Origin of the sequence: Enterobacteriaceae endosymbiont of Donacia cincticornis (assembly GCF_012568845.1) — a bacterium.
In the GTDB taxonomy this organism is placed as follows: domain Bacteria; phylum Pseudomonadota; class Gammaproteobacteria; order Enterobacterales; family Enterobacteriaceae.
In genome coordinates, this window is sequence record NZ_CP046194.1 from 370,372 (window position 1) to 395,141 (window position 24,770).

General features: G+C 19.9%; 20 protein-coding genes and 1 other RNA gene. 7 read left to right on the top strand and 14 right to left on the bottom strand.

Going from position 1 to position 24,770, the window contains the following annotated elements:
- Positions 1-12: 12 nt before the first annotated feature.
- From nuoH to parC, 11 genes are all read right to left on the bottom strand, one after another.
- The gene (nuoH, locus tag GJT99_RS01850; protein ID WP_168894011.1) at positions 13-987 is read right to left on the bottom strand and encodes an NADH-quinone oxidoreductase subunit NuoH; all 975 of its coding nucleotides are present in this window, start codon (positions 985-987) and stop codon (positions 13-15) included.
- Complete coding sequence (nuoG, locus tag GJT99_RS01855; protein WP_168894012.1) at positions 984-3,725, bottom strand: NADH-quinone oxidoreductase subunit NuoG; 2,742 nt, start codon at positions 3,723-3,725, stop codon at positions 984-986. Before nuoG ends, nuoH begins: the two co-directional genes overlap by 4 nt.
- Positions 3,726-3,808: 83 nt before the next feature.
- Positions 3,809-5,095, bottom strand: coding sequence for an NADH-quinone oxidoreductase subunit NuoF (gene nuoF, locus GJT99_RS01860; protein ID WP_168894013.1), 1,287 nt, complete (start codon positions 5,093-5,095; stop codon positions 3,809-3,811).
- A complete protein-coding gene (nuoE, locus tag GJT99_RS01865) occupies positions 5,043-5,588 on the bottom strand; it encodes an NADH-quinone oxidoreductase subunit NuoE (RefSeq protein WP_168894014.1) in 546 nt (181 codons plus the stop codon). The genes nuoF and nuoE overlap by 53 nt, the downstream gene beginning before the upstream one ends.
- A 9-nt stretch (positions 5,589-5,597) precedes the next feature.
- Complete coding sequence (nuoC, locus tag GJT99_RS01870; protein ID WP_168894015.1) at positions 5,598-7,424, bottom strand: NADH-quinone oxidoreductase subunit C/D; 1,827 nt, start codon at positions 7,422-7,424, stop codon at positions 5,598-5,600.
- A 22-nt stretch (positions 7,425-7,446) separates the two neighbouring features.
- A complete protein-coding gene (locus GJT99_RS01875; protein ID WP_168894016.1) occupies positions 7,447-8,109 on the bottom strand; it encodes a NuoB/complex I 20 kDa subunit family protein in 663 nt (220 codons plus the stop codon).
- 31 nt (positions 8,110-8,140) lie between these two features.
- Positions 8,141-8,524 carry an NADH-quinone oxidoreductase subunit A gene (gene ndhC / locus GJT99_RS01880; protein WP_168894017.1) on the bottom strand — a complete coding sequence of 128 codons (384 nt, stop codon included), beginning with the start codon at positions 8,522-8,524 and terminating at the stop codon, positions 8,141-8,143.
- A 33-nt stretch (positions 8,525-8,557) separates the two neighbouring features.
- Complete coding sequence (gene thrC / locus GJT99_RS01885; protein WP_168894018.1) at positions 8,558-9,865, bottom strand: threonine synthase; 1,308 nt, start codon at positions 9,863-9,865, stop codon at positions 8,558-8,560.
- Positions 9,862-10,800: a homoserine kinase gene (thrB, locus tag GJT99_RS01890; RefSeq protein ID WP_168894019.1), complete on the bottom strand. Its 939-nt coding sequence runs from the start codon at positions 10,798-10,800 to the stop codon at positions 9,862-9,864. Before thrB ends, thrC begins: the two co-directional genes overlap by 4 nt.
- Before the next feature lie 25 nt (positions 10,801-10,825).
- Entirely contained in the window at positions 10,826-13,285 is a 2,460-nt protein-coding gene (gene thrA, locus GJT99_RS01895; RefSeq protein WP_168894020.1) for a bifunctional aspartate kinase/homoserine dehydrogenase I, read from the bottom strand.
- A gap of 155 nt (positions 13,286-13,440) precedes the next feature.
- On the bottom strand, positions 13,441-15,693 hold the full coding sequence (gene parC, locus GJT99_RS01900; protein ID WP_168894021.1) for a DNA topoisomerase IV subunit A: 2,253 nt from the start codon (positions 15,691-15,693) through the stop codon (positions 13,441-13,443).
- A 189-nt stretch (positions 15,694-15,882) separates the two neighbouring features.
- Here parC and GJT99_RS01905 point away from each other — a divergent pair, with 189 nt between their 5' ends.
- Together GJT99_RS01905 and tyrA are read left to right on the top strand one after the other, a co-directional pair.
- Complete coding sequence (locus GJT99_RS01905; RefSeq protein WP_168894022.1) at positions 15,883-16,956, top strand: 3-deoxy-7-phosphoheptulonate synthase; 1,074 nt, start codon at positions 15,883-15,885, stop codon at positions 16,954-16,956.
- 18 nt (positions 16,957-16,974) lie between these two features.
- Positions 16,975-18,048 (top strand): bifunctional chorismate mutase/prephenate dehydrogenase, encoded by a 1,074-nt coding sequence (tyrA, locus tag GJT99_RS01910; protein ID WP_168894023.1) that lies wholly within the window; start codon positions 16,975-16,977, stop codon positions 18,046-18,048.
- Positions 18,049-18,134: 86 nt separating this feature from the next.
- Here tyrA and bamD read toward each other — a convergent pair whose 3' ends face one another.
- A complete protein-coding gene (bamD, locus tag GJT99_RS01915) occupies positions 18,135-18,854 on the bottom strand; it encodes an outer membrane protein assembly factor BamD (protein WP_168894024.1) in 720 nt (239 codons plus the stop codon).
- 65 nt (positions 18,855-18,919) lie between these two features.
- Here bamD and GJT99_RS01920 point away from each other — a divergent pair, with 65 nt between their 5' ends.
- From GJT99_RS01920 to typA, 5 genes are all read left to right on the top strand, one after another.
- Entirely contained in the window at positions 18,920-19,099 is a 180-nt protein-coding gene (locus tag GJT99_RS01920; RefSeq protein WP_168894025.1) for a S4 domain-containing protein, read from the top strand.
- An 8-nt stretch (positions 19,100-19,107) separates the two neighbouring features.
- Complete coding sequence (locus tag GJT99_RS01925; protein ID WP_281352071.1) at positions 19,108-19,875, top strand: RluA family pseudouridine synthase; 768 nt, start codon at positions 19,108-19,110, stop codon at positions 19,873-19,875.
- A gap of 130 nt (positions 19,876-20,005) precedes the next feature.
- Entirely contained in the window at positions 20,006-20,686 is a 681-nt protein-coding gene (locus GJT99_RS01930; RefSeq protein ID WP_168894026.1) for a DsbA family protein, read from the top strand.
- Positions 20,687-20,734: 48 nt separating this feature from the next.
- Positions 20,735-21,607 carry a 5'-3' exonuclease gene (locus GJT99_RS01935; protein ID WP_168894027.1) on the top strand — a complete coding sequence of 291 codons (873 nt, stop codon included), beginning with the start codon at positions 20,735-20,737 and terminating at the stop codon, positions 21,605-21,607.
- A 249-nt stretch (positions 21,608-21,856) separates the two neighbouring features.
- Positions 21,857-23,668: a translational GTPase TypA gene (gene typA, locus GJT99_RS01940; RefSeq protein ID WP_168894028.1), complete on the top strand. Its 1,812-nt coding sequence runs from the start codon at positions 21,857-21,859 to the stop codon at positions 23,666-23,668.
- A 38-nt stretch (positions 23,669-23,706) separates the two neighbouring features.
- On the opposite strand, the gene ssrA is transcribed toward typA, so the two are convergent.
- Together ssrA and smpB are read right to left on the bottom strand one after the other, a co-directional pair.
- Positions 23,707-24,063, bottom strand: a transfer-messenger RNA (tmRNA) gene (gene ssrA / locus GJT99_RS01945).
- Positions 24,064-24,067: 4 nt separating this feature from the next.
- A complete protein-coding gene (gene smpB / locus GJT99_RS01950) occupies positions 24,068-24,505 on the bottom strand; it encodes an SsrA-binding protein SmpB (RefSeq protein WP_281352072.1) in 438 nt (145 codons plus the stop codon).
- Positions 24,506-24,770 lie beyond the last annotated feature (265 nt).

The window sequence follows — 24,770 nt, forward strand, 5'->3', positions numbered from 1 at the left end:
AATTTTAAAAGATTATGTAAATGTTGTTAAACATGCAGTAATTATAAGATTAATCAATGTTAATGGTAAACATATAAACCATCCAAAATATATTACTTTATCATAACGAGGTCTAGGTAATGATGCTCTGATTAAAAAAAATAATATTATAAATAAAATAGTTTTAATTAAAAACCATAACATGGGTGTAAAAAATGGGCCTAACCATCCACCAAAAAATAAAATAACAATTAAAGAAGATAATACTGTTATATTAACATATTCCCCTATAAAAAATAGTCCAAACTTCATTCCAGAATATTCTATATGATAACCATCAACAAGTTCTTGTTCTGTTTCTGGTTGGTCAAAAGGATGTCTATGGCATAATGCTATAGAAGCAATTAAAAATGGGATAAAAGCAAAAAATTGAGGAATAATATTCCAATAATGATTAAATTGATAATTTATTATATCTAATAAATTAAAAGATCCTGTTTGGCACACAATACCCATTAATGATAATCCTAAAAATACTTCATAACTAATAATTTGTGCTACTCCTCTTATAACTCCTAGTAAAGCATATTTATTGTTACTTGCTAATCCTGCAAATAAGATAGAATATACTGAAATACTAGCCATCATTAAAAAAAAAAGTATTCCAATATTTAAATTAGATATTATTATATAAGGAGTAATAGGCAATGTAGCGAAAACAGACAATAATGTATTAAATGCTAAAATAGGAGCCAAATTAAATAATAATTTATTAGAAAAATGTGGATTCCAATCTTCTTTAAAAAAAATTTTTATCATATCAGCTAATAATTGGAAACATCCAAAAAATCCTACTCTATTTGGACCATAACGATTTTGAAATAAAGCAAGTATCCGTCTTTCTATAAAACTTAAAAAAGCACTACTTATTAATAATAATAATAATATAAATAATATTTGCAGTACATAAAATAATTTTATAGAATGAAATAAAGAAGAAAATATCATTTTAATACCTTTATTTTTTCAATAATTTTACCTAAAAAAGATAATGGAATATTTTTAACACCTAATGGAAGACTTACTAAACCTTTATTTAAAAAATTTGAAATATGTGTTTTTAATATAAATTTGTTTTTTAAACAATATATTTGAACTAAATCATTATTTAAAATTCCTAATTGTTTAGCATCATTTTTATTAAAAATTATATAATAATTATTAAAATATTTTTTTATTAAATTGGATTTTTGTATTACACTATTATTTTGAAATAAATTTTGATGTGCAATAATTATTAATTGATTGTGATTATTATTAATATTATTACATACATGATATATTCTTTTAATATGTACTTTATACTTATTTTTTTGACAAATTTTAAATCCTGTAATACCATACTTAGACGAAACACCAATTTCTTTTTGAAATTTATGTAATGCTTGTGAAGAATTCCATCCGGGAGCCCACAAAAATGGTATATGTTTATAATTAATATTTGAACCATAATTTCCTTCCATAGAAAAACTAAAAATAGTATCTTTATCTTTTGGTTGTTGAGGTTCATGTACATTTATGTGAGAAAACATTGATGTTCTTCCACTATATCTAATTGGAGTTCTTGCAAATTTTCTATTATATACTTTATAAGTGGCTGGGGGTGCTGCTAAACTAATACCATTAAGTCTTGGGATATATTTTTCACATTTTTTTATAATTTCATCTAAAGTAATACTTTCATTTAAATTATTTAATTTTGCATATATTTTATATATCCATTTCCAACTAGGTTTTCTATCGTTTTTTTTATTATAAAAAGTAGGATCATAAACTTGGAAAAATCTTTGTGCTCTACATTCATTATTAATAACAGTACCACTATTTTCCATAAAATTTGTTACTGGTAATATTATATTTGCTTTTTTCATAGTTCTAGTTAAAATATGATCTAATACGATAATGTTAGGAATTTTTTTAAAAAAATTATTTAATATATTTTTATTTTCATAAATATATAAATCATTTTCCATTATTAAAATAGTATCTATATTAGAATTATTATGAATAATAGATTTTTGATTTATAAATAAACTATTTAAAGATTTTCCTTTAATTAAACTAATTCCCATACTATTTACTTCATTTAATGTATAAAATAATCCTACATCTTGATTTTTTTTATATAATTCTTTTGCTATTGAATAAGATGCTGAAATTAATGATAAAGAATTAGAACCTGTGCCAGAAATAATTAAAGGTTTTTTAGAATTTAATAATATTTTTTTTATTTTTATAATTTTTTTTTTTAAATTTTTATCATTTATAATAGTATTATCATTTTTAATATAATCTGCCAATGTAAAGCAAAATATAGATTGATCTAAAGTAGATGCATAATAATTAAATAAAGAAATATCATCTAATAATGTTTCCTTATGACTCACTATTAATAGTGGATTCAGTTTTTTATTTCTCATATTTAAAATTGCATCAGTTTCCCAATAGGAAATATCTAAATTATTATTTGTTTTTGTAATATTAAAATATTTTTTTATAGCTTGTCTAACAGCTAAAGCAGCTCTAGGATTAGTATTACTTAAATCTTCTCCTACTATTAAAATAGTATCATAATTTTCAATTTCAGATAATGTAGGAAAATATATATCCATATTTTGTATTATATCAATAATATAATTGATTTGTTTCTTTTCATTTCTTAAAATACCTAAATAAAAATTTTTTTTTCCAACTAATTTTTTTAAAATTACATTACTTTCTATACTTGCTCTTGATGAGCCAATACCAATAATATTTTTAGAATTTAAAATTAAATGAATAATATTTTTTATAATTTTATCATAATTATAAAAAAATTTTTTCTTATTTTTAAAAAGGATAATTTTAATAGGATTATTTTTTAAATAAGTATAATCATAACCAAAATAACCTTTATCACATAAAAAATAATGATTTATTTTTTCATGAAATCTATTTTGTATACTAGATAATTTTCCATAACGTTCTCCAATAAATATATTACATCCTAATGAACAATTTTGACAAATACTTGGAGAATATTGTAAATCCCATTTTCTTGAATAATTTATATTATATATTTTATCAGTAAAAACTCCAGTAGGACATATTTCAATTAAATTTCCTGAAAACGGATTTTGTAATCTACCGTCTGAATATCTACCAAAATAAATATTATTTTTAGATCCAAATACATTAAAATCTTTTCCATCTGCATAATTTTTATAAAATCTTACACAACGATAACATGTAATACAACGATTCATTGTATGAGAGATAAAAGGACCTAAATATTGATTTTTATATTCTCTTTTAGAGAAATCATATCTACGATTATTATGTCCTGCCATAACTGTCATATCTTGTAAATGACAATTACCACCCTCATCACAAATAGGACAATCATGTGGATGATTTAACATTAATAGTTCAATATTTTTTTTACGAAAATTAATTAAATCATCATCATTAATAGTAATATATGAATTATTAATAGGTGCAGACATACAGGACATAATTATAAATTTATTTTTTTGTTGTAAATTATTAGACTGTTTTATCGCACATTGACGACAAGCTCCTATACTTCCTAAAATTGGATGCCAACAAAAATATGGCACATTAAAACCTAAAGATAAACATATTTTTAATAAATTATCTTGTTTATTAACTTTATAGTATTGACCTTCTATGTTAATATTAATCATAATATATATTCCTTACTACAATTTAGTAGTATAAAAAATATTTTTAATTTATTATTTATAATATACAAAATAAAATTTTGATATTAAAATTTTTTAATTATTCCATTTTCAAACTCATTTAAAAAATATTTTAATGCACTATTTAAAGGTTCCATTGCACTGGGAGCATGAGCACAAAAAGAACCCCCATTGATTAACTGATTACTTACGTCTTTAAGAAGATAAATATCTTTTTTTAATCCTTTTTTTTTTTCTAGTTTATTTAATATTTTAACAATCCAAGGTAAACCTTCTCTACAAGGAGTACAAAATCCACAAGATTCTCTAGCAAAAAATATTTCTAAATTTTTTAATATAGATATAATATTTACACTTGTATCTATAGCAAGAGAAATACCTGTTCCTAATCTACTACCAGCTTTACTAATATTCATAAAATCCATTGGTAAATCTAAATGATTTTTTGTTAAAAAACTAGTTCCAGCACCCCCTGGTTGCCAAGCTTTAAGAAAAAATCCTTTTTTCATCCCACCTGCATATTGTTCTAAAACTATGCGAGCAGGTGTACCTAAAGGTAATTCCCATAAACCAGGATTCTTAACATTCCCTGAAAAACCTAACATTTTTGTACCACTATCATATATACTATTAGATATATTATGATACCACTTAAATCCATATTTTATTATACTAGGTATATTAAAAATAGTTTCAACATTATTTACACATGTAGGTTTTCCCCATAAACCAATTGTAGCAGGATATGGAGGTTTAAAACGAGGATTAGGACGTTTTCCTTCTAAAGAATTAATTAAAGCTGTTTCTTCTCCACATATATATCTTCCCGCCCCTGTATGGAGATATAAATCAAAATTAAAATTACTATTTAATATATTTCTTCCTAAAAATTTAGCATTATATGCTTCTTTTATGGCTATATTTAAAATTTTTATACATTTTATGTATTCTCCTCTTAAAAAAATATATCCTTTATTAGCTTGTATTGCAAAAGCACTTATAATTATTCCTTCTATTAATTGATGTGGAATATGTTCTATTAAAAAACGATCTTTATATGTTCCTGGTTCCATTTCATCGGCATTACATAAAAAATATCGAATTTCATTATCGTTTTTTTTTTGAGGAATTAAACTCCATTTTAACCCAGTATAAAATCCGGCACCTCCTCTACCTTTTAATTTTGATTTTTTTACAACATTAATTATATCTTGTGGTATATTTTTTATTAAAGTATTTTTTAAAATTTTATAACCATCTTTTTGTATATATTGTTTTAAAAATAATGTTTTGTTTTTACTAACACGCCATGTTAGGGGATGTGTTTCTGGGTTGGGTTTTGTAATTTTCATTAATATAATTATCCAATATTTGATCTATATAATTAATAGATAATGAAGTATAAATTTTTTCATTAATCATTATCACAGGACTATTTTCACAATGTCCTAAACAACATATAGGTATTAAAGTAAATAATTTATCAGGAGTTGTTTCTCCTGATTTAATTTTTAATTTTTGTTCAATGTGTTTTAAAATTTTTTTATATTTTGTTATATAACAAACAATACTATCACAATATTTAATAATATATTTACCTACTGGAGAACGAAAAATTTGGCTATAAAATGTTGCTATACTATCAATTTCAGAAGGATGTATATTTAAAATATTAGAAATATTCATAATGATTTTATCAGATATCCATCCATATTTTTTTTGAAAAAATATTAATACTTCAATAATAGCCGCATTATTACACCCATAATTATTTATAATTTTATTAATGATTTTACAATCTTTTTTATCTAAATATAAACTTATATTATCATTTTTTTTTTTCATAATATTATTTTAACGATCTACATCCGACATAACAAAATCAATACTACCTAAATAAGCAATTAAATCAGATATTAAACTACCACAAATAACAGATGGTATTTGTTGTAAATGAGGAAAACTAGGTGTCCTTATTCTAGTACGATAACTATTTGTATTACCATCACTTATTAAGTAATAACTATTAATACCTTTAGTAGCTTCAATCATTTGGAATGATTCATTAGCAGGTATTAATGGGCCCCATGATACTTGTATAAAATGATGAATTAAATTTTCTATGTTATTTAACATTTTTTTTCTTGGTGGTGGTGTTGTTAAAGGATGATCAACTTTATATTCTCCTGTAGGCATATAACTTAAACATTGTTTTATAATATGTAAACTTTGCCAAATTTCTTCTAACTTTAATAATACTCTAGAATAACAATCACTAATATTGTTACCAACAGGAATATCAAAATCAAAATTTTCGTATCCTGAATAAGGACGCCATTTTCTTACATCAAAATCTAACCCAGTAGCTCTCAAACCTGCGCCAGTTATTCCCCAAGATATTGCTTCTTTTTGATCATAAACTGCTATATTTTTTGTTCTGGATATTAAAATACTATTTTGTAAAGCTATTTTTTTATACAGAATTAATCTTTTAGGTAACCATATTAATAATTTTTTTACAAGAATATTCCATCCATGAGGTAAATCTTGTGCTAATCCTCCTATTCTAAACCAAGCAGGATGCATTCTAGCACCAGTAATTGCTTCAATAATATCATATATTTTTTGTCTATCTGTAAAAGCTAAAAATATAGGAGTCATTGCACCTACATCTTGTATAAAAGTTGATAAATATAATAAATGACTATTAATGCGAAATAATTCTGATAACATTATTCTAATTACTTTAATTCTATCTGTAACAATAATATTAGCTAATTTTTCTATTGCTAAAATGTAAGGCATTTCATTTATACAACCACCTAAATATTCAATTCTATCTGTATATGGTATATAAGTATGCCATGTTTGTCTTTCAGCTATTTTTTCTGCACCTCTATGATGATAACCAATTTCTGGTATACATTGTATAATTTCTTCTCCTGATAATTGTAAAATAATTCTAAATACACCATGTACAGAAGGATGATTAGGTCCTAAATTAAGATACATATAATCATCATATTTATTTTTTTCTAACATATTAAAATCTTTTGGAGAAAATTTTGTGGCTTCAATGTCTATTTTATATTTTTTTTTTGTTAAAATATATGGTGTTAAATCAGTAGCTCTAGAGGGAAAATCCTTACGTAAAGGATAACCATTATCCCAATTTTTTGGTAATAAAATATGTGACAAACAAGGATGATTAATAAAATTAATTCCAAACATTTCCCAAATTTCTCTTTCGTACCAATTTGAATTTTTAAAAATTTTTGTAATACTATTAATATATAATGATTTTTTTTTAAAAGGAATTTTTATAATAATATCTGAATTTCTATTAATAGAAATTAAATGATAAAATAAAGAAAAATCTATTTTTTTCATTAGATAAAATTTATTTGAATGTAATCTTTCATCTACACCATGCATATCATATAACATATTATATGGATCATGAATAATTTTTGAAAAAAAGTTTATAAATTTTATCAAATCATCAGCTCTAATCCAAATAACTAATGGCATTTTTTTATTATAACTATTTTGTATAATAAAATCTTTAAAAGAAAATCTATTATTTAATTCATCTATTATGGGTTCTATTTTTTTTTTAGAAAATGATTGATTATGTTTATCTCCTATTTGATTAACTATTTTGTTAAAAAGATTTTTCATAAATAGATGCCTATATATATTATTAGATATTTTTAGGTGATTTAAATTTAAAATTTTTATTATAAAAATTTTTATTAGGTGATTTTATTTTAGCTTTATAAATTTCTTGATCTCCTATAATCCAAGATAAAGGACGTCTTTCATAACTAATAGATTTTTGTAATAATAATAATGCTTGTATATATGCTTCTGGTCTTGGGGGACATCCTGGAATATAGATATCTACAGGTAAAAATTTATCTACTCCTTGTACTACTGAATATACATCATACATTCCTCCAGAATTAGCACATGATCCCATAGAAATAACCCATTTAGGTTCTAACATTTGATCATATAATTTTTGTATTATAGGAGCCATTTTTAAAAAACATGTTCCTGCTATTACTATAAAATCAGCTTGTCTCGGAGAAGCTCTTAAAACTTCTGAACCAAAACGTGAAATATCATTAATTGATGTAAATGATGTTGTCATTTCAACATAACAACATGACAAACCAAAATTATAAGGCCATAAAGAATTTTTTCTGCCCCAATTAATAATTTGATGAGTAATTTTTTTTAAATTACCTAAAAAAATATTTTTATGAATTTGATCATTTAAAGGATCTGTACTAATATATTTTTCTTCTTGTATGGGGTATTTTTTTTTCTTATTTTTATTTTTATTAAGAATATATTTCATATTGTATTATACGTTCAATATTTTAATTTTATTAAATATTTTTAAATTTCCAATTTAATATATTTGTTTTAAATAAATAAAATAAAGTAACTAAAATAGTTAAAATAAATAAAATTCCTTCAATAAAACCTGCTAATTCTATTTTTTTTATAGAAAGAGACCATAAATATAAATATAAGGATTCAATATCAAAAATAATAAAAAGTATTGCTATTAAATAAAATTTAATATGTATTTTTATTTTTGAATTTCCATAAGAAATTACTCCTGATTCAAATGGTGTTTGTTTATCTAAATTAGATGAACGTTCTCCTAAAAAAAAAGATATTAATATCATTATACAACTAATAAAAATAGCAAGTATTTGAAATAAAATAAAATATTCATAATTATCAGTTAATTTATTTATTAACATAATTAATTTTCTTTATATAAAAAAGTATATAATTTAAATAATATAATTTTTTATTAAAAAATTCTTTAAAACTAAAAAATTATTAGGTAATTTATAAGATAAATTTTCTTTTTTTATGCAATTAACTAAAATTTTAGGTAATATTATTTTTTTATGTAAAATATCATAAATATAATCTTTAAATTTTGCTGGATGTGCAGTCCCAAGAAATATATTAAAAGTATCTTTTTCTAGAATATATTTTTTTAATGCACAAAAACTGACAGCAGTATGTGGTTCTAAAATAGATTTGTATTTATTAAATACATTTATTATTGTTTTTTTTGTTTCTAAATCTGTTATAGATTTAGATTCTAATAAATTTAAATCCCAATTATTAATTTTAAAAATTTCTTTAATTCTAGGCCAATTATTGGGAATACTTACATCCATAGCATTAGATAATGTAGATATGGTTTTTTTTGGTTTCCAACATCCTGTATGTAAATATCTAGGTATTGTATCATTAATATTAGTTGCAGCTATAAATTTATTTATAGGTAATCCAATAACTTTAGCCATTAAACCAGCAGTTAAATTTCCAAAATTTCCACTTGGAACTGATATAATTATTTTTTTTCCCCTCTGATCTAAAGGTATTTGACTAAATGCTTCAAAATAATAACATATTTGTGCAATTAATCTACTAATATTAATTGAATTAGCAGAATTTAAATTTAAATTTTGTTTTAATTCTTGATCATTAAAAGATTGTTTAATTAAATTTTGACAATCATCAAAATTTCCTTCAATAGCAATAGTTTTTATATTATTTCCTAATGTACAAAACAATTTTTCTTGTAAAATAGAAATTTTTTTATAGGGATATAATATTACTATTTCAATATTTTTAATATTATAAAATGCATGGGCAACAGCAGCTCCTGTATCTCCAGAAGTAGCAGTTAAAATAATAATTTTATTTTGTTTTTTTTTATTAAAAAATTCTATCATTTGTGCCATAAAACGAACACCAAAATCTTTAAAAGCTAAAGTAGGCCCGTGAAATAATTCTAAACAAGCAAGATTTGTATTAAAAAAATTTAATATTAAAGGGAAATTAAATGCTTTTTTTATTTTTTTTTTCAAAATTTTTAATTTTATTTCTTTTTTTAAAAAAAGTGAAAGTATATAACTACTCTTATCTATAAAATTAAGATTTAGTATATTCTCAATAGTTTTGTTATTTAATTTAGGCAAATATTCAGGAAAAAATAAACCTTGATTTGTACCTAATCCTTGTTGTAAAACTTGACTAAAATTTTTTTTTTCTTTATGCTCGTTAAGATTATAGAATTTCATTTGTTCTCCATAATTTTAGTGCCTATATTATTTATTTTACATATATGAACAAAACCTGTTTTATTTTCTAAATAATTTTTTTGTAACCAATTAACCATATTATATGCAATATTTAAATCATTAAAAATACTAAACATAGTAGGTCCTGATCCTGAAATTCCATAACTTAAAGCTCCTAATTTTTTTGCTTTGTGAGAAATTTTATCAAAATTAGGTATAAATAATTTTCGATATGGTTCAGCTATAAAATCTTTCATTAATTTTGCAGCTAATAATTCATGTTTTGTATATATAGCATTAATAAATGAAGCTAAATATTGATTTTGTTTAATAAAAGTTTCTCTTTTATATAATTTTGGTAAAATTTTTCTAGAATGTAATGTAGATAATTTTATTCCAGGATATGCAATTACCCAAAACCAATTTTGAAAAATTGGTATATTTTGAATAATTAAATCATTTTTATTTATAAGTATTAATTTCATACCTCCTAATAAACAAGGTACAATATTGTCATAATGTATTTTACCTGATAAAGATCCTTCTAATTCTCCCATTAATTTTAATAAAGTTAAATTATTTAATGGATTATTAAAAAATAAATTTATTGCTTTTAAACAAGAAACTATGGAACATGCACTTGAACCTAATCCTGATGCTACAGGAATATTTTTTTCTAAAATTATTTTTAAAGGAATTTGTTTTCCAACTTTATCACAGAATTTTATCCAACAATTAAAAATAATATTTTCATAATCATTTTTTGGTAAATCATTTAAAAATAAACCTTTATTTATTAATTTAAATTTTTTAGAAGTAGAAACTGTTATAAAATCTCCTAAAATTCCTCCATCTATTCTAGATAGTGCTATTCCTAATGTATCAAAACCTACATTAATATTACCAATAGAAGCAGGAGAATAAATTTTTATCATAAATAATAATTCCTTATTTATTTTACTAGATAATATGTAATAAATCAGTTAATACCCCTGCTGCAGTAACATTATTACCAGCACCGTATCCTCTTAATACTAATGGATAAGGTTGATAATAATTAGTATAAAAAGCAAAAGAATTTTCTCCATTTTTTATATTAAAAAATGGATGATTATTATCAATTTGAATAATTTCTACTTTACATATACCTTTTTTATCTATACTTCCTACATAACGTAAAACTTTGTTGTTTTGTTTTGCATATTGAACTTTTTTTATATAAATTTCATCTATTTTTGATAAAGAATTTAAAAATTCTTTAATAGAAGAATCTTGATTTAATTTAAATTTATTAGGTATAATAGATTCAATAATTATATCTTTTAATTCTATGTTAAAACCAATTTCTCTAGCTAATATAAGTAATTTTCTAGCTACATCTATACCTGTAAGATCTATACGAGGATCTGGTTCCGTAAAACCCATTTTTTGAGCCATTATTATGGATTTAGATAAAGTTATTCCTTCTTCTAATTTACCAAAAATAAATGATAATGAACCGGATAAAATTCCAATAAATTTATTAAGTTTATTACCTGTTTGTAATAAATTTTTTAAAGTATTAATAATTGGTAAACCAGCACCAACGTTTGTTTCATAATAAAATTTTAAATTTAATTTACTTGCTGTTAAACGTATTTGATTATAGTATTTTATACTGGAAGAATTTGCTTTTTTATTAACAGCTATTATATTAAAACCATAATTAAAAAAATTAATGTATTGATCAGCAATTTCTTGTGAAGAAGTACAATCAATAATAACTGGATTAATTAATTTATATTTTTTAATATTGTGTAATAAATATTGTATTTTATTATTAGAAGAATAATTATGTTTTATTTGTTCTTGCCAATTTTTAATATTAATTCCATTAAAATCTATTAATAAATATTTTGTATTTAAAATACTACAAATTTTTAAAATAATATTTTTTTTTTTAAAAAAATCTATGTTTTGATGAATTTGTTGTAATAAAGTACTTCCAATACCTCCAGTACCTATAATAAAAATTTCTAATATTTTTTTTTTATGAAATAAAATTTCATGTATTATTTTTATAATATTTTGTGCATAATATTTTTTTATGGCCACAGTAATATAATTTTGGGAAATATTTTGTGATATACCAAAAATACTTGTTTTTGTTATTTTAAATATTTTTAAAAAATTAGAAATTATATTTTTAGAATAATTAACTTTATTAATAACTAAAGTAATTAATGATAAATTTCTAATTATTTGTATAGATTTTATTAAATTATATTTAAATTCTAAATATAATTCTTCTTCTAATAAACTTTTTAAATTATCTAAATCTTTATTTAATAAAAATATATTAATATTACAGTCTTCAGAAGACTGAGTTATAAAATAAATAGATATTTTGGATTGAAATATAAAAAATAATATTTTTGATATGATATTATTTGTATATTTATTTTTATTACCAAAAATATTTAGCATTGATATATTTTTTAATTCAACAATACCTTTTATTTTTGGTGATAAATATTTAGTTATATCAAAATTTTTAATTAAAGTTCCATTAAATTGTGGATTCATAATATTTTTTATAACACAAGGTATATTATTTTTTAACATAGGTAGTAATGTTTTATAATGAATGACCTTAGCGCCAAAATATGATAAATTTATTGCTTCTTGATAATTAATAAATTTTAATAATTGTGTATCAGGTATAATATTAGGATCTGCAGTATAAATACCATTAACATCAGTCCAAATTTCACAACAACTAGCTTTTAAACAAACTGCTAATACTGCAGCAGAATAATCTGAACCATTTCTACCCAATAAAACAGTATTATTATTTTTATTCACAGCAAAAAAACCAGGCATTAATATTAGATCAATATTAGATAAATTAATTTTTTGAATATTTTTAGAAGTTATAGAAATATCTACTGTTGATTCTAAATTATTACCATAAGCTAATAAATATTTTTTAGGAGAAATAATATATATTTTATGTTTTTTGATCTTTAATAAAGATTCTAATAAAAGTATAGAAAATTTTTCACCTTGTGATAAAATTTTTGCTTTAATTATATCTGGACAATAGTTTATTAATTTAATACCATGTAATAATTCTTTTATTTGAGATAAAATTTTCTTTATTTTATCATGTAAAAAAATAATATCTATATCATTAACTCTTTCTTTTAAATTATTAATTAAATTAATAAAAAAATTTTTTATGTATATAAAGTCTTTTTTAGCATTTTTTTTTTCTAATTTTTTTTTTATTATTAATTCCAAACTATTAGTAATAGTTGCAGGAGCAGACAAGACAACAGCTATTTTTTCTTTTTTTAAATAATTATTAATTATATTTGTTACTAATAAAAATTTTTCTGCATTTTTTAATGAAGTTCCACCAAATTTTAATACTTTCATATTATTAAACCTATATTTATTTTTAAAATATAAAAATATAAATAGTTAGATATTTATAATTTTTATAAAATAAATATATATTAATATAGTTTTTATTAAAACTAAAATATTTAATTTATTTATTTTATATAAATTAAAATAATAATAAAATACTTTTAATTATTATCTTTAATAAAGATATCTTCAATATTTTTTAAATTCTTATAAAAAAAACCTTTTTTACCTTTTAAGGAATAAAATTTTTTTATTTCTTCATAATTTAATATAAACTGTTCTTTATTAGTTTTTATATAAATTGTAGAATTTTTATTAATACAAAATATCCATTTTAATTTATCTTTATTTTGAATAAATTCTTTACTATCAATAAAAATTAATCTACTTCCTTTTCCTTTTGATAATTTAGGAATTTCATTTATGGAAAATAATAAAAATCTATTTAATAGAGATATAGTTAAAATTTTAGTATTTTTATTTTTAATAACTAAAGGTGATAATATTTCTGCATTTTTAGATAAAATAATAGATAATTTTCCATTTCTATTACATGCAATTAAATCATGAAATTTACATATAAATCCATAACCAGAACTAGAAGATAAAATAATTTTTCTATTATTAGATTCCATTAATAAACTTTTAATTATAGATCCTTTAGAAATATTTAATTTAGCATTTAAAGGTTCTCCTTGACTTCTTGCTGCAGGTAATGAAATCGTATCAATACTATAAGAACGTCCAGTAGAATCTAAAATTACTATAGTTTGGTTTTTTTTTCCTTTTACAGAAAGTAAAAATGAATCTCCAGATTTATAATTAAGATTTAAGGGATCTATAGTATGTCCTTTTGCACATCTGATCCATCCCATTTTAGATAAGATAATTGTAATAGGTTCGCTTAAAATTAATTCTGATTCATTTAATAATTTTGCTTCTTTTCTTTTTTTTAAAATTGAACGACGATTATCATTATAATTATTAGATAATAATATTATTTCTTTTTTTAATAAAATATTAATTTTTTTATCTGAAGATAATATTTGTATAATATTTTTATATTCTATTTCTAATTTTTTTTTTTTATTTATTAAATTTTTTTCTTCTATAAATGAAATAGAACGTAATTTAAAATTAAGTAATGTTTCTATTTGTAAATTAGTTAAATTAAATTTTTTTTTAAAAATAGGTTTAGGATCTAAATTTAAACGAATAATTTTAATAAATTTTTCTAAATTAGAATATACGATCAATAATCCTTCTATAAGATGTAATTTTTGGATTATTTTTTCTAAATAAAAATGTAAACGTTTTTTTACTATGATTTTCCGAAACAAAATCCATTCTGATAATATTTCTATTAAACTTTTTACAGCTGGCTTATTATTTAATCCAATCATATTTAAATTAATACGATAACTTTTTTCTAAATCAGTAGTAAAAAACAAATGTAACATAATTTGTTCAATTTTTAAATAATTAAAATTATTACGTATAATAATTACTATTCGTGTAGGATTTTCATAATCAGATTCATCTCTAATATCTTCGATCATAGGTAATTTTTTATTTCTCATTTGTGTAGTAATTTGTTCAATAATTCGTATTCCTGAAATTTGATAAGGTAATGATGTAATAATTATTGAATTATTTTTAATTTCCCATATTGCTCTTAATTTAATTGAACCTTTTCCTTTTTCATATATTTTATATATTTCATCTTTAGATGTTATAATTTCACTTCCTGTTGGGAAGTCTGGACCTTGTATCGTATTTAAAAGTTCATTTAATGAAATTTTAGGATTATCAATAATTTTAATTATTGCATTAGATATTTCCTTAATATTATGAGGGGGTATATCAGTTGACATACCTACTGCTATTCCAGTTGATCCATTTAGAATAATATTAGGTAAACATGCAGGTAATATTTTAGGTTCTAGTAATGTACCATCAAAATTAGGTACAAAATCAACAGTACCTTTTTCTATTTCATTTAATAATATATCAGAATATTTAGACAAACGAGATTCTGTATATCTCATAGCTGCAAATGATTTTGGATCATCTTGAGCTCCCCAATTTCCTTGACCTTCTATTAATGGATATCTATAAGAAAAATTTTGTGCCATTAAAACCATTGCCTCATAACATGCTATATCTCCATGAGGATGGTATTTACCTATTACATCACCAACAGTTCTAGCTGATTTTTTATATTTAGAAGAAGATCTTAATCCTAATTCAGACATAGCATATATAATTCTTCTTTGAACTGGTTTTAATCCATCTCCAATATGTGGTAATGCTCTATCAGATATTACATAAATAGAATAATTTAAGTATGCATTTTCTGCAAATTGATCTAATTGTATAGATTCTATTATATTTTTTTTTAATAATTTGTTCATTTAATATTTCCTAAAAAAAAATTTATATAAAATATTTTAATTATAAAGAATATTTATAATATTTTAATTATAAAAAAATTATTCTTATTTTTAATTTATTCTTTAAAAATTAAATATAAATTTTATTGAATTTTATAGAATAAATATGTTATTTTTATGCAATAAAATTTTTTATATGGATATTTTATTATGCAAAAAAATTATTTTGATAATAAAAATAATTTAATGACTCCAAAAGAATTAAAAAACAAGTTACCAATATCTCAAAATATTAAAAATAACATATTAATATCACGTAAAATTATATCAAATATTATTAATGGTAAAGATTCTAAAATTTTAATCATTTGTGGACCATGTTCTATACATAATTTTGAAGAAACTATAAAATATGGGAATTTATTAAAAAATTTATCATTAAAATTAAAAAAAAACATATATATTATTATGAGAGTATATTTTGAAAAACCTAGAACAATTTTAGGATGGAAGGGATTAATTAATGATCCATATATGAATCAAACTTTTAATATAAACAAAGGATTATACCTAGCACGTAAATTATTAATTAGACTAGCTGAAAAAAATATATTATTAGCAACTGAAATTTTAGATCCTAATACATTTCATTATATAGATGATTTATTAAGTTGGGTGGCTATTGGAGCACGTACAGTAGAATCACAAATTCATAGAGAAATAGCTTCTTTCATCAAAATTCCTGTAGGATTTAAAAATAATACAAATGGTGATATTAATGTAGCTATTAATGCTATTCAAGCATCAGCTGCAAAACATCATTTTATTGGTTTAAATCAAAATGGAAAATTATGTGTAATAAATACTACAGGAAATAAAAATTGTCATATTATTTTAAGAGGAGGTCAAAAACCTAATTATTATAAACATGATATAATTAAATGTGAAAAAAATTTATTAAATCTCGGATTAAAATCTAAAATAATGATAGATTGTAATCATGGAAATTCTAATAAAGATTATAAAAAACAAATTTTAGTTATTAAATCAATAATTTCTCAAATTAAAGAAGGAAACATTTCGATTATAGGAATAATGATAGAAAGTTATATTAATGAAGGAAATCAAATTTTAGATATTAAAAATAATAAAATATTAAAATATGGAGTGTCAATTACAGATGGATGTTTAGATTTTAAATCTACAGAAAAATTTTTATTAAAAATAAATAATGAATTGGATCCAATAATTAAAACACGTTTTTTTCAACAAAATATTTATTAATTATAAATTTAAAATAATATGTTAAATAAAATAAATTTATTACGTGATCAAATTGATATTCTAGATCAACAATTATTAAATCTTTTAAAAAAAAGATTAAATTTAGTAAAACAAATTGGATTAATAAAATACAAAAATGGATTACCTATTTATTCTCTAGAAAGAGAAAAAAATATAATTAAATTAAGAAGACAAGAAGCAGAACAAAAAGGAATATCTCCTAATTTTATCGAAAATATATTATATCGTATAATTAATGAATCATATTTTTATGAAAAAAATAAAATATTTAAAAATTTAAAACCTAATTTTTCTAAAATACTTATTATTAGTAATAATAAAATGGGTCTTTTTTTTAAAAAAATGTTAATATTAACAGGATATAATATTAATTATATAGAAGAAAAAAATTTAGATATAAAAAATATAGATTTTATATTTAAAAATATAGGTATGATTATTATTAATGTATCTATATCTTTTTTAAAAAAAATTGTAAAAAAATTATTAATTTTACCTAAAAATTGTATTTTAGTTGATTTATCTCCTTTAAAACAATTATCATTTAAAATGATACTTAAAATCTATAAAGGTCCTGTTTTAGGCCTATATCCATTATTTAATATAGAAAAAAAATTATTTTTAAAAGAATCTATTATGTATTGTCATGGACATAATAAAAAACTTTATTTTTGGTTTTTAAAACAAATAAAAATTTGGGGAATAAATATATATGATATTAATATTGGGAAACATGATCAATATATATTTTTTATAGAATCATTAAAGTATTTTTTTGTATTAACATATACTACTTTAGTATCTAAAAATAAAATTTTATTAAATGAAATATTTATTTTATCAAAACCTATATATGATCTAAATTTATTTATTTTAAAAAATTTTTCTACTTACGACATAAAATTATATATTGATCTTATTTTTAAAAATAAAGAAAATAAAAAAAATATCGAAAAATATTTTAATTGTATAAAAAATTTATTTTTTTTAATTGAAAATTATAAAATAAATAAAATAGAAAATATTTTTAAAAAAATACAAGATTTTTTAATAAAAAATATAAAAAATTAAATAAATAATAAAAAATTATAGTTATAAATGATAATTAAAAATTAAAAACTTAATATTAAAAAAATATTAAGTTTTTAATTACAAAATTAAAAATTATTAATTTTTAATTTATTCAAAGAATTATTTAAAATTTTTTTGATTAAATCAGTATCAAAATTATTATCTGGATTATTTTTTAAAAAAATTAAACATCTATTAATTGTTGATATATATTTTTTTTTTCGATAAAGAAATTTAATAATATTTAAATCAAAATTTTTAACACGTTTCATCATATAAACTAATTTCTTTTTTAAAAGATGAATATAAATACTATTTGGATATTTTTTAAAAAATATTTTTGTATCATTAATAGCTAATTGAGTATAAAATGGATTACAATCATTTCGGTTAATTTTAAATAGATTTTGTACTAAATTATTAGTATCTAAAGATATTTCTGTTATTATTTTAATATAAAAAATATAACTCATAAATGCAGAATGATCATATAATTTTATAAATTCATCTATTAATTCTAAAACAATTAAAAAATTATGTTCTAAATAATTTAAATAAATTAAAAAAACTAAAATTTTTTCAGTATATATATTATGTGGATAATTAATATATAAATTATTAAATTTTAATAAAGCTTGATTATATTTTTTTTCAGAAAAAAATTTTATAGCATTTAGATATTCACATTTTAAAGGAATATCAGAATAATTTTGTTCATATGTATAATATTTACAATTAATTGTAATTACTAATATTATCATTAATATACTGATCGAAAATATTTTTTTATTTATATAATTTTTCATTTTTCTAAATTTATATATAATATAATATATTAAATATAATCTATAATTTTAAAATTTTAAATAAAATGGAAAATATTAATTTAACTTTTAAAGTTTGTTTATTACATAATAAAAAAAGATTAGATGTTTTTCTTAAAGAAAAAGTATTAAAATTTTCTAGAATGCAAATAAAAAAACTTATACTTTGTAACAAAGTACAAATTAATTATAAAATTATAAATATACCTAAAAAAAAATTTTTTTAGGAGATATAATTCAAATTAATACTCTTATTTTAAATAAAAAAATAATATGGAAAGCACAAAATATACCACTAAATATAATTTATGAAGATCAATATATTTTAGTTATTAATAAAAAATCTAATATTGTTGTACATCCTAATAATAAAAATATAAATAGTACTATTTTTAATTCAATATTATATCATTATCCATATTCAAGAGATATACCTAGAGCAGGTATTATACATAGATTAGACAAAAATACTACTGGATTAATGATTATAGCAAAAAATATTTATTCTTATTTTTTTTTAAGACAAGAATTAAAAAAACATAATATAGTTAGAAACTATGAAGCTATTGTAAATGGAATTATTAAACATAATAATGTTATAGATTATCCAATAAAACGTATATATAAAAAAAATAATATTTGTATGCATGTACATCCGTTAGGTAAAACAGCAATAACAAAAATTTTTATAAAAAATATTTTTAAAAATTATACTCATTTAAAAATTAAATTAAAAACAGGTAGAACTCATCAAATTAGAGTTCATCTATCTTATATTAAACATAGTATTGTTGGTGATCAAATATATAGAAACTATACTAGTAATATTAATTATCATAAATTTTATAAAATAAAAATTAATGAAATAATTAAAAGACAAGCTTTACATGCAAAATGTATTAAATTTGTCCATCCATTTTATAATACATTAATAACATTAGAAACAATTTTACCAAATGACATAAATAATTTGATTAATTTTTTGAAAAATGTTAGCATATAACTTAAAACTTTTAATATAAAATATTAAAAGTTTTAATATCATATTAGTAAATTTTTAAAAAAATAGTTTAACTGAAAATTAAATATTAGATAATGTTTAATCTTATATTTTAATAAAGAGTGATAAAATCATGATAAATATAAAAAAAAAATGCGTATTGTTTTTTAGTATACTATTTTTATTAATAGTCACATCTAATAATTGTTTTGCATATAGAAATCCGCCAAGAGATCCTTTTTATGAAAAACTAACAAAAGAAAATCAGTTATTATATCAAAAAGAATTTGGTAATAAACCAGTTATAGTTGAATTTTTTTCATTTTTATGTCCTCACTGTTATGAATTTTATAAAAATATTAATAAAAAAATTTTTTTAAATAAAATTCCTAAAAATGTTAAAATTATAAAGATTCATTATAGTAAAATGGGTCAAGAAGATGGTTTTGCTACTTTATTAGGTTATACATGGGTAGTTGCTAAAATGTTAAATGTAGAAAATAAAATTATGGGTCCTCTTTTTAATGGTATCCATAAAACTGAAACTATTCGTGATTATCAATCTATAAAAAAACTTTTTATAAAAGTTACAGGTATAACTGGTAATGCATTTGATGCAGCATGGAATAGTAATATAGCAAAAACATTATTTGAAAAAGAATATGATTTAGTTGAAAAACTTGATATAAATTTAGTTCCAGATATTTATATTAATAATAAGTATGTTATTAATTTATCATCATTATATGATATCTATGCAGATAATTTTTATTCACACTATATAGATATAGTGTTAAAACTTTTAAAAAAATAAGTTTATTTTTTTAAAAAAGATTTAATTTGGTATTAATAGTAAATATATATGAAAAAAAAAATAATTTTAATAGATGGAACATTTTATTTGTACCGTGCATATTATGCTTTACCTAATTTAACTAATAGTAAAGGGTATCCTACCGGTGCAATATATGGTTTTATTAATATGTTTAATAAAATTATAAAAATGAATATTAATAGTTATTTTTTAATTATATTTGATACTAAAGGAAAATCTTTTAGAAAAAAAATTTTTAGTAAATATAAATTAACTAGAACAAAAATGCCTAATAATTTAGTTATACAAATAAAACCTTTGTATAAAATTATAAAGGCTATGGGATATAATGTTATAGCTATAAAAAATATAGAAGCTGATGATATAATTGGAACTTTATCAAAATATGCAGAAAAAAGGAGTTATTTTATTTTTATTTTTAGTATAGATAAAGATATAGCTCAATTAGTTACAAAAAATATTAAAATGGTAAATCCAATTAATTACTCTATTTCTGGACCGAAAGAAATATATAGTAAATATGGAGTACACCCAAAATTTATTAGTGACTTATTAGCATTAAGTGGGGATTCTATAGATAATATTCCTGGAATTCCAGGAATAGGTAATAAAATCAGTCAAAAATTAATTAATAAATTAGGAAATTTAAAAAGTATTTATCAAAATATAACAAATATTGATAATATTAATTTTCGAGGAGGGGAAAATATAAAAAAAAAATTAATAAAATATAAAAAATTAGTGTTTTTGTATCATAAATTAACAAAAATTAAAACTAACATTAGTTTTAGTCAAGAATATTTAAATTTTAAAATTAAACCAAAAATAAATTGTTTAAAATATTTGTTTAAATTATATGAATTTAATAAATTAATCACTATTAATAATAATATTAACTAATATAGTTAATATTATTAATTTTAATTAATAATAATAATGTTAATTAATTTTTATATAAGAATTTAAAATTAGTATTTATTTTAATGTGTTAAAACATGATTTTGATAAATATTGATACGCACTATATTATAGTAATATATTATATTATTATTTTAATAAAAATATAATTAAAATTACTTAAAATAATAATAAAATTTTTTTAAAAAAAATTTTATTAAACCTCAAATACTATTATTTTATCAAGGTTTTATGAAAAAAATACGTAATATAGCTATTGTAGCTCATATAGATCATGGGAAAACAACATTAATAGATAAATTATTACAAGAATCTGATAGTTTTAAAAATGTTAAAAATTTATTACAAAATAAACATAATAGATTAATGGATTCTAATGAATTAGAAAAAGAAAAAGGAATAACTATTTTTTCAAAAAATACATCTATTTTTTGGAAAAATTATAAAATTAATATTATTGATACTCCTGGACACGCAGATTTTAGCGCAGAAGTAGAACGTATTTTATCAATGGTAGATTCTGTTTTACTAGTAGTAGATGCTACTGAAGGACCTATGCCACAAACAAAATTTGTTACATCAAAAGCTTTTTCATATAAATTTAAACCTATTATAATAATAAATAAAGTAGATAGAAAATTTATTAGAATTAATTGGGTGATTAATAAAATATTTGATTTATTTATAGATTTAAATGCTTCTGATGATCAACTTAATTTTCCTATAATATATACATCCGCCCTTAAAGGAATGTCAGGTAAAAATATAAATAAGATGTATAATAATATGGATATTATATATAAAACTATTATTGATTATGTTCCATCTCCTAAATGTGATATTAATAAACCATTTCAAATGCAAATATCTCAAATAGAATATAACAATTATATCGGTAATATTTGTATTGGTTTAATTAAAAGAGGTAAAATTATCATAAATCAAAAATTAATTTTTATAGATAAAAATAATAAAATTAAAAAAATTAAAGTTTTATATATAATATATAATATAGGATTGAAACCTTTTTATATAAATAATGCTAAAGCTGGTGATATTGTTGGTATTGCAGGTATAGGATTTAAAGATATTAATATTTCTGATACAATTTGTGATATAAATAATTATAAATCTCTTCCAAAATTAAAAATAGAAGAACCAAAAATTAGTATGCTATTTCAAGTTAATAATTCTCCATTTTCCGGTATGGAAGGAAAATATTTAACAGCTCACAAAATATTTCATAAAATTAGTAAAGTTTGTTTATATGATATAGCTTTACGAATCAAAAAAACTAAAAATAATAATATTTTTACAGTTTTTGGAAGAGGAGAATTACATATTGCTATGCTTATAGAAAATATGAGAAAAGAAGGATTTGAATTATTAATATCAAAACCACAAATTATATCAAAAATTATTGATGGAGAAAAAAAAGAACCATTTGAAATATTAATTTTAGATCTTATGCAAAATAAAAAAGGTAATATAATTCAATTATTAAATAAAAAAAAAGCTGTAATAAATAATATTATTCTAAATAATTCTAATAATAGAGTTAAAATTGAAGCAATTATTTCAAGTAAGAGTTTGATTGGTTTCCGTAGCGAATTTATAAGTATGACATCTGGTAATGGAATAATCAACTCTTTTTTTAGTCATTATGATAAAAATAAATATAATTTAGTACATAAAAGAAGTAATGGTGTTTTGATTTCAAATAAAGAAGGTTATGCTGTTACATTTTCTTTATATAATTTACAATCAAGAGGTAAATTATTAATCAATCCTGGAGATAAAATTTATAAAGGACAAATTATAGGGATACATAATAAATCAAATAATCTTCTTGTAAATTGTTTAATTAATAAAAAACTCTCAAATATGAGGGCATCAGGAAATGATAGTTCTATGAAATTAATCCCTATAAAAAAAATGTCTTTAGAAGAAGCTATAGATTTTATTCAATCCGATGAATTAATAGAAGTTACACCTAAATCGATTCGTATCAGAAAAAAAAATTTAACTAAATTTATTATTTAATATATCAACAATATTTTATACTAGAATAAAATAAAAAATACTGGAGCTGGGGGGATTCGAACCCCCGTCCAAAATTATTACACTCTTAGCACTACATGTTTAGTTTTATTTTAAAATTTTAATAATACAAACTAATAAAACAAAGTTTTATATTATCTAGTCTTAATATCCTACTATATAATTTTAGACAAATTATATATGATCCCTTTATTTATGACTGTTTACTTTTTATTAAAGAGAAAATAATAAGAAACAGAGCTTCATACAGTTGTTTATGCTGCTAAAGCGTAATTTTGATTTTCTGCAATTATCTTTTGCACGGTTTTTTTACAAGGCCTACCGTACCTTGACATGCTCTTTAAGTTTCATAATTCTGTCAAATCCTAATCAGCCCCATATTTAAATACTTTTTTTTAATAAACGTATTTTTTTAATATTCCAAATTTTTTTTTTTAAAATATTTCTCTTATCATATTTTTTTTTTCCTTTTACAACTGCAATATTTATTTTACACCACGATTTTTTCCAAAATAAACCAATTACTACAATTGTAAAACTTTTATTATTTATATAATTTTTTAAAAATTCTATTTCTTTTTTTTTTAACAACAGTTGTTTAACTCTTTTAGAGTTAAATTTAGTATGATTACATACTGTTTTTAATGGACTTATATTTAGATTATATACATAAATTTTTTTATTTATAATAGTTATATAACTATTTATAATAGTTACTTTTTTTGATCTTAAAGATTTTACTTCCCAACCTTTTAAAACAAGACCAGCATCGATTCTTTCTTTAATAAAAAAATTATAATATACTTTCTTATTAAAAATAAAAAATTTTTTTTTCCATTATGAAAAAAATTTTATCATTTAAATAAATAAAATTATATCTTTTTTTATAAAAAAAAACAATATTAAAAAAAATATTTTATATAAAAAAATTATTTTAACAAGATTAAATATCTTGCAAAAAAAATTTTTTTATACAAAATAACATTTATTATCTATTTGTAATAAATAATTTTTAATAATAAAAAAAATAATTATATAAGGATAGAATATGAAAAATAATATAGAAAAAAGAAAAGAAAATGAT

Bases quoted from the DNA above. Each gene is read 5' to 3' on its own strand.
- nuoH (WP_168894011.1), bottom strand. From the start codon at position 987: ATGATATTTTCTTCTTTATTTCATTCTATAAAATTATTTTATGTACTG.
- nuoG (WP_168894012.1), bottom strand. From the start codon at position 3,725: ATGATTAATATTAACATAGAAGGTCAATACTATAAAGTTAATAAACAA.
- nuoF (WP_168894013.1), bottom strand. From the start codon at position 5,095: ATGAAAATTACAAAACCCAACCCAGAAACACATCCCCTAACATGGCGT.
- nuoE (WP_168894014.1), bottom strand. From the start codon at position 5,588: ATGAAAAAAAAAAATGATAATATAAGTTTATATTTAGATAAAAAAGAT.
- nuoC (WP_168894015.1), bottom strand. From the start codon at position 7,424: ATGAAAAATCTTTTTAACAAAATAGTTAATCAAATAGGAGATAAACAT.
- GJT99_RS01875 (WP_168894016.1), bottom strand. From the start codon at position 8,109: ATGAAATATATTCTTAATAAAAATAAAAATAAGAAAAAAAAATACCCC.
- ndhC (WP_168894017.1), bottom strand. From the start codon at position 8,524: ATGTTAATAAATAAATTAACTGATAATTATGAATATTTTATTTTATTT.
- thrC (WP_168894018.1), bottom strand. From the start codon at position 9,865: ATGAAATTCTATAATCTTAACGAGCATAAAGAAAAAAAAAATTTTAGT.
- thrB (WP_168894019.1), bottom strand. From the start codon at position 10,800: ATGATAAAAATTTATTCTCCTGCTTCTATTGGTAATATTAATGTAGGT.
- thrA (WP_168894020.1), bottom strand. From the start codon at position 13,285: ATGAAAGTATTAAAATTTGGTGGAACTTCATTAAAAAATGCAGAAAAA.
- parC (WP_168894021.1), bottom strand. From the start codon at position 15,693: ATGAACAAATTATTAAAAAAAAATATAATAGAATCTATACAATTAGAT.
- GJT99_RS01905 (WP_168894022.1), top strand. From the start codon at position 15,883: ATGCAAAAAAATTATTTTGATAATAAAAATAATTTAATGACTCCAAAA.
- tyrA (WP_168894023.1), top strand. From the start codon at position 16,975: ATGTTAAATAAAATAAATTTATTACGTGATCAAATTGATATTCTAGAT.
- bamD (WP_168894024.1), bottom strand. From the start codon at position 18,854: ATGAAAAATTATATAAATAAAAAAATATTTTCGATCAGTATATTAATG.
- GJT99_RS01920 (WP_168894025.1), top strand. From the start codon at position 18,920: ATGGAAAATATTAATTTAACTTTTAAAGTTTGTTTATTACATAATAAA.
- GJT99_RS01930 (WP_168894026.1), top strand. From the start codon at position 20,006: ATGATAAATATAAAAAAAAAATGCGTATTGTTTTTTAGTATACTATTT.
- GJT99_RS01935 (WP_168894027.1), top strand. From the start codon at position 20,735: ATGAAAAAAAAAATAATTTTAATAGATGGAACATTTTATTTGTACCGT.
- typA (WP_168894028.1), top strand. From the start codon at position 21,857: ATGAAAAAAATACGTAATATAGCTATTGTAGCTCATATAGATCATGGG.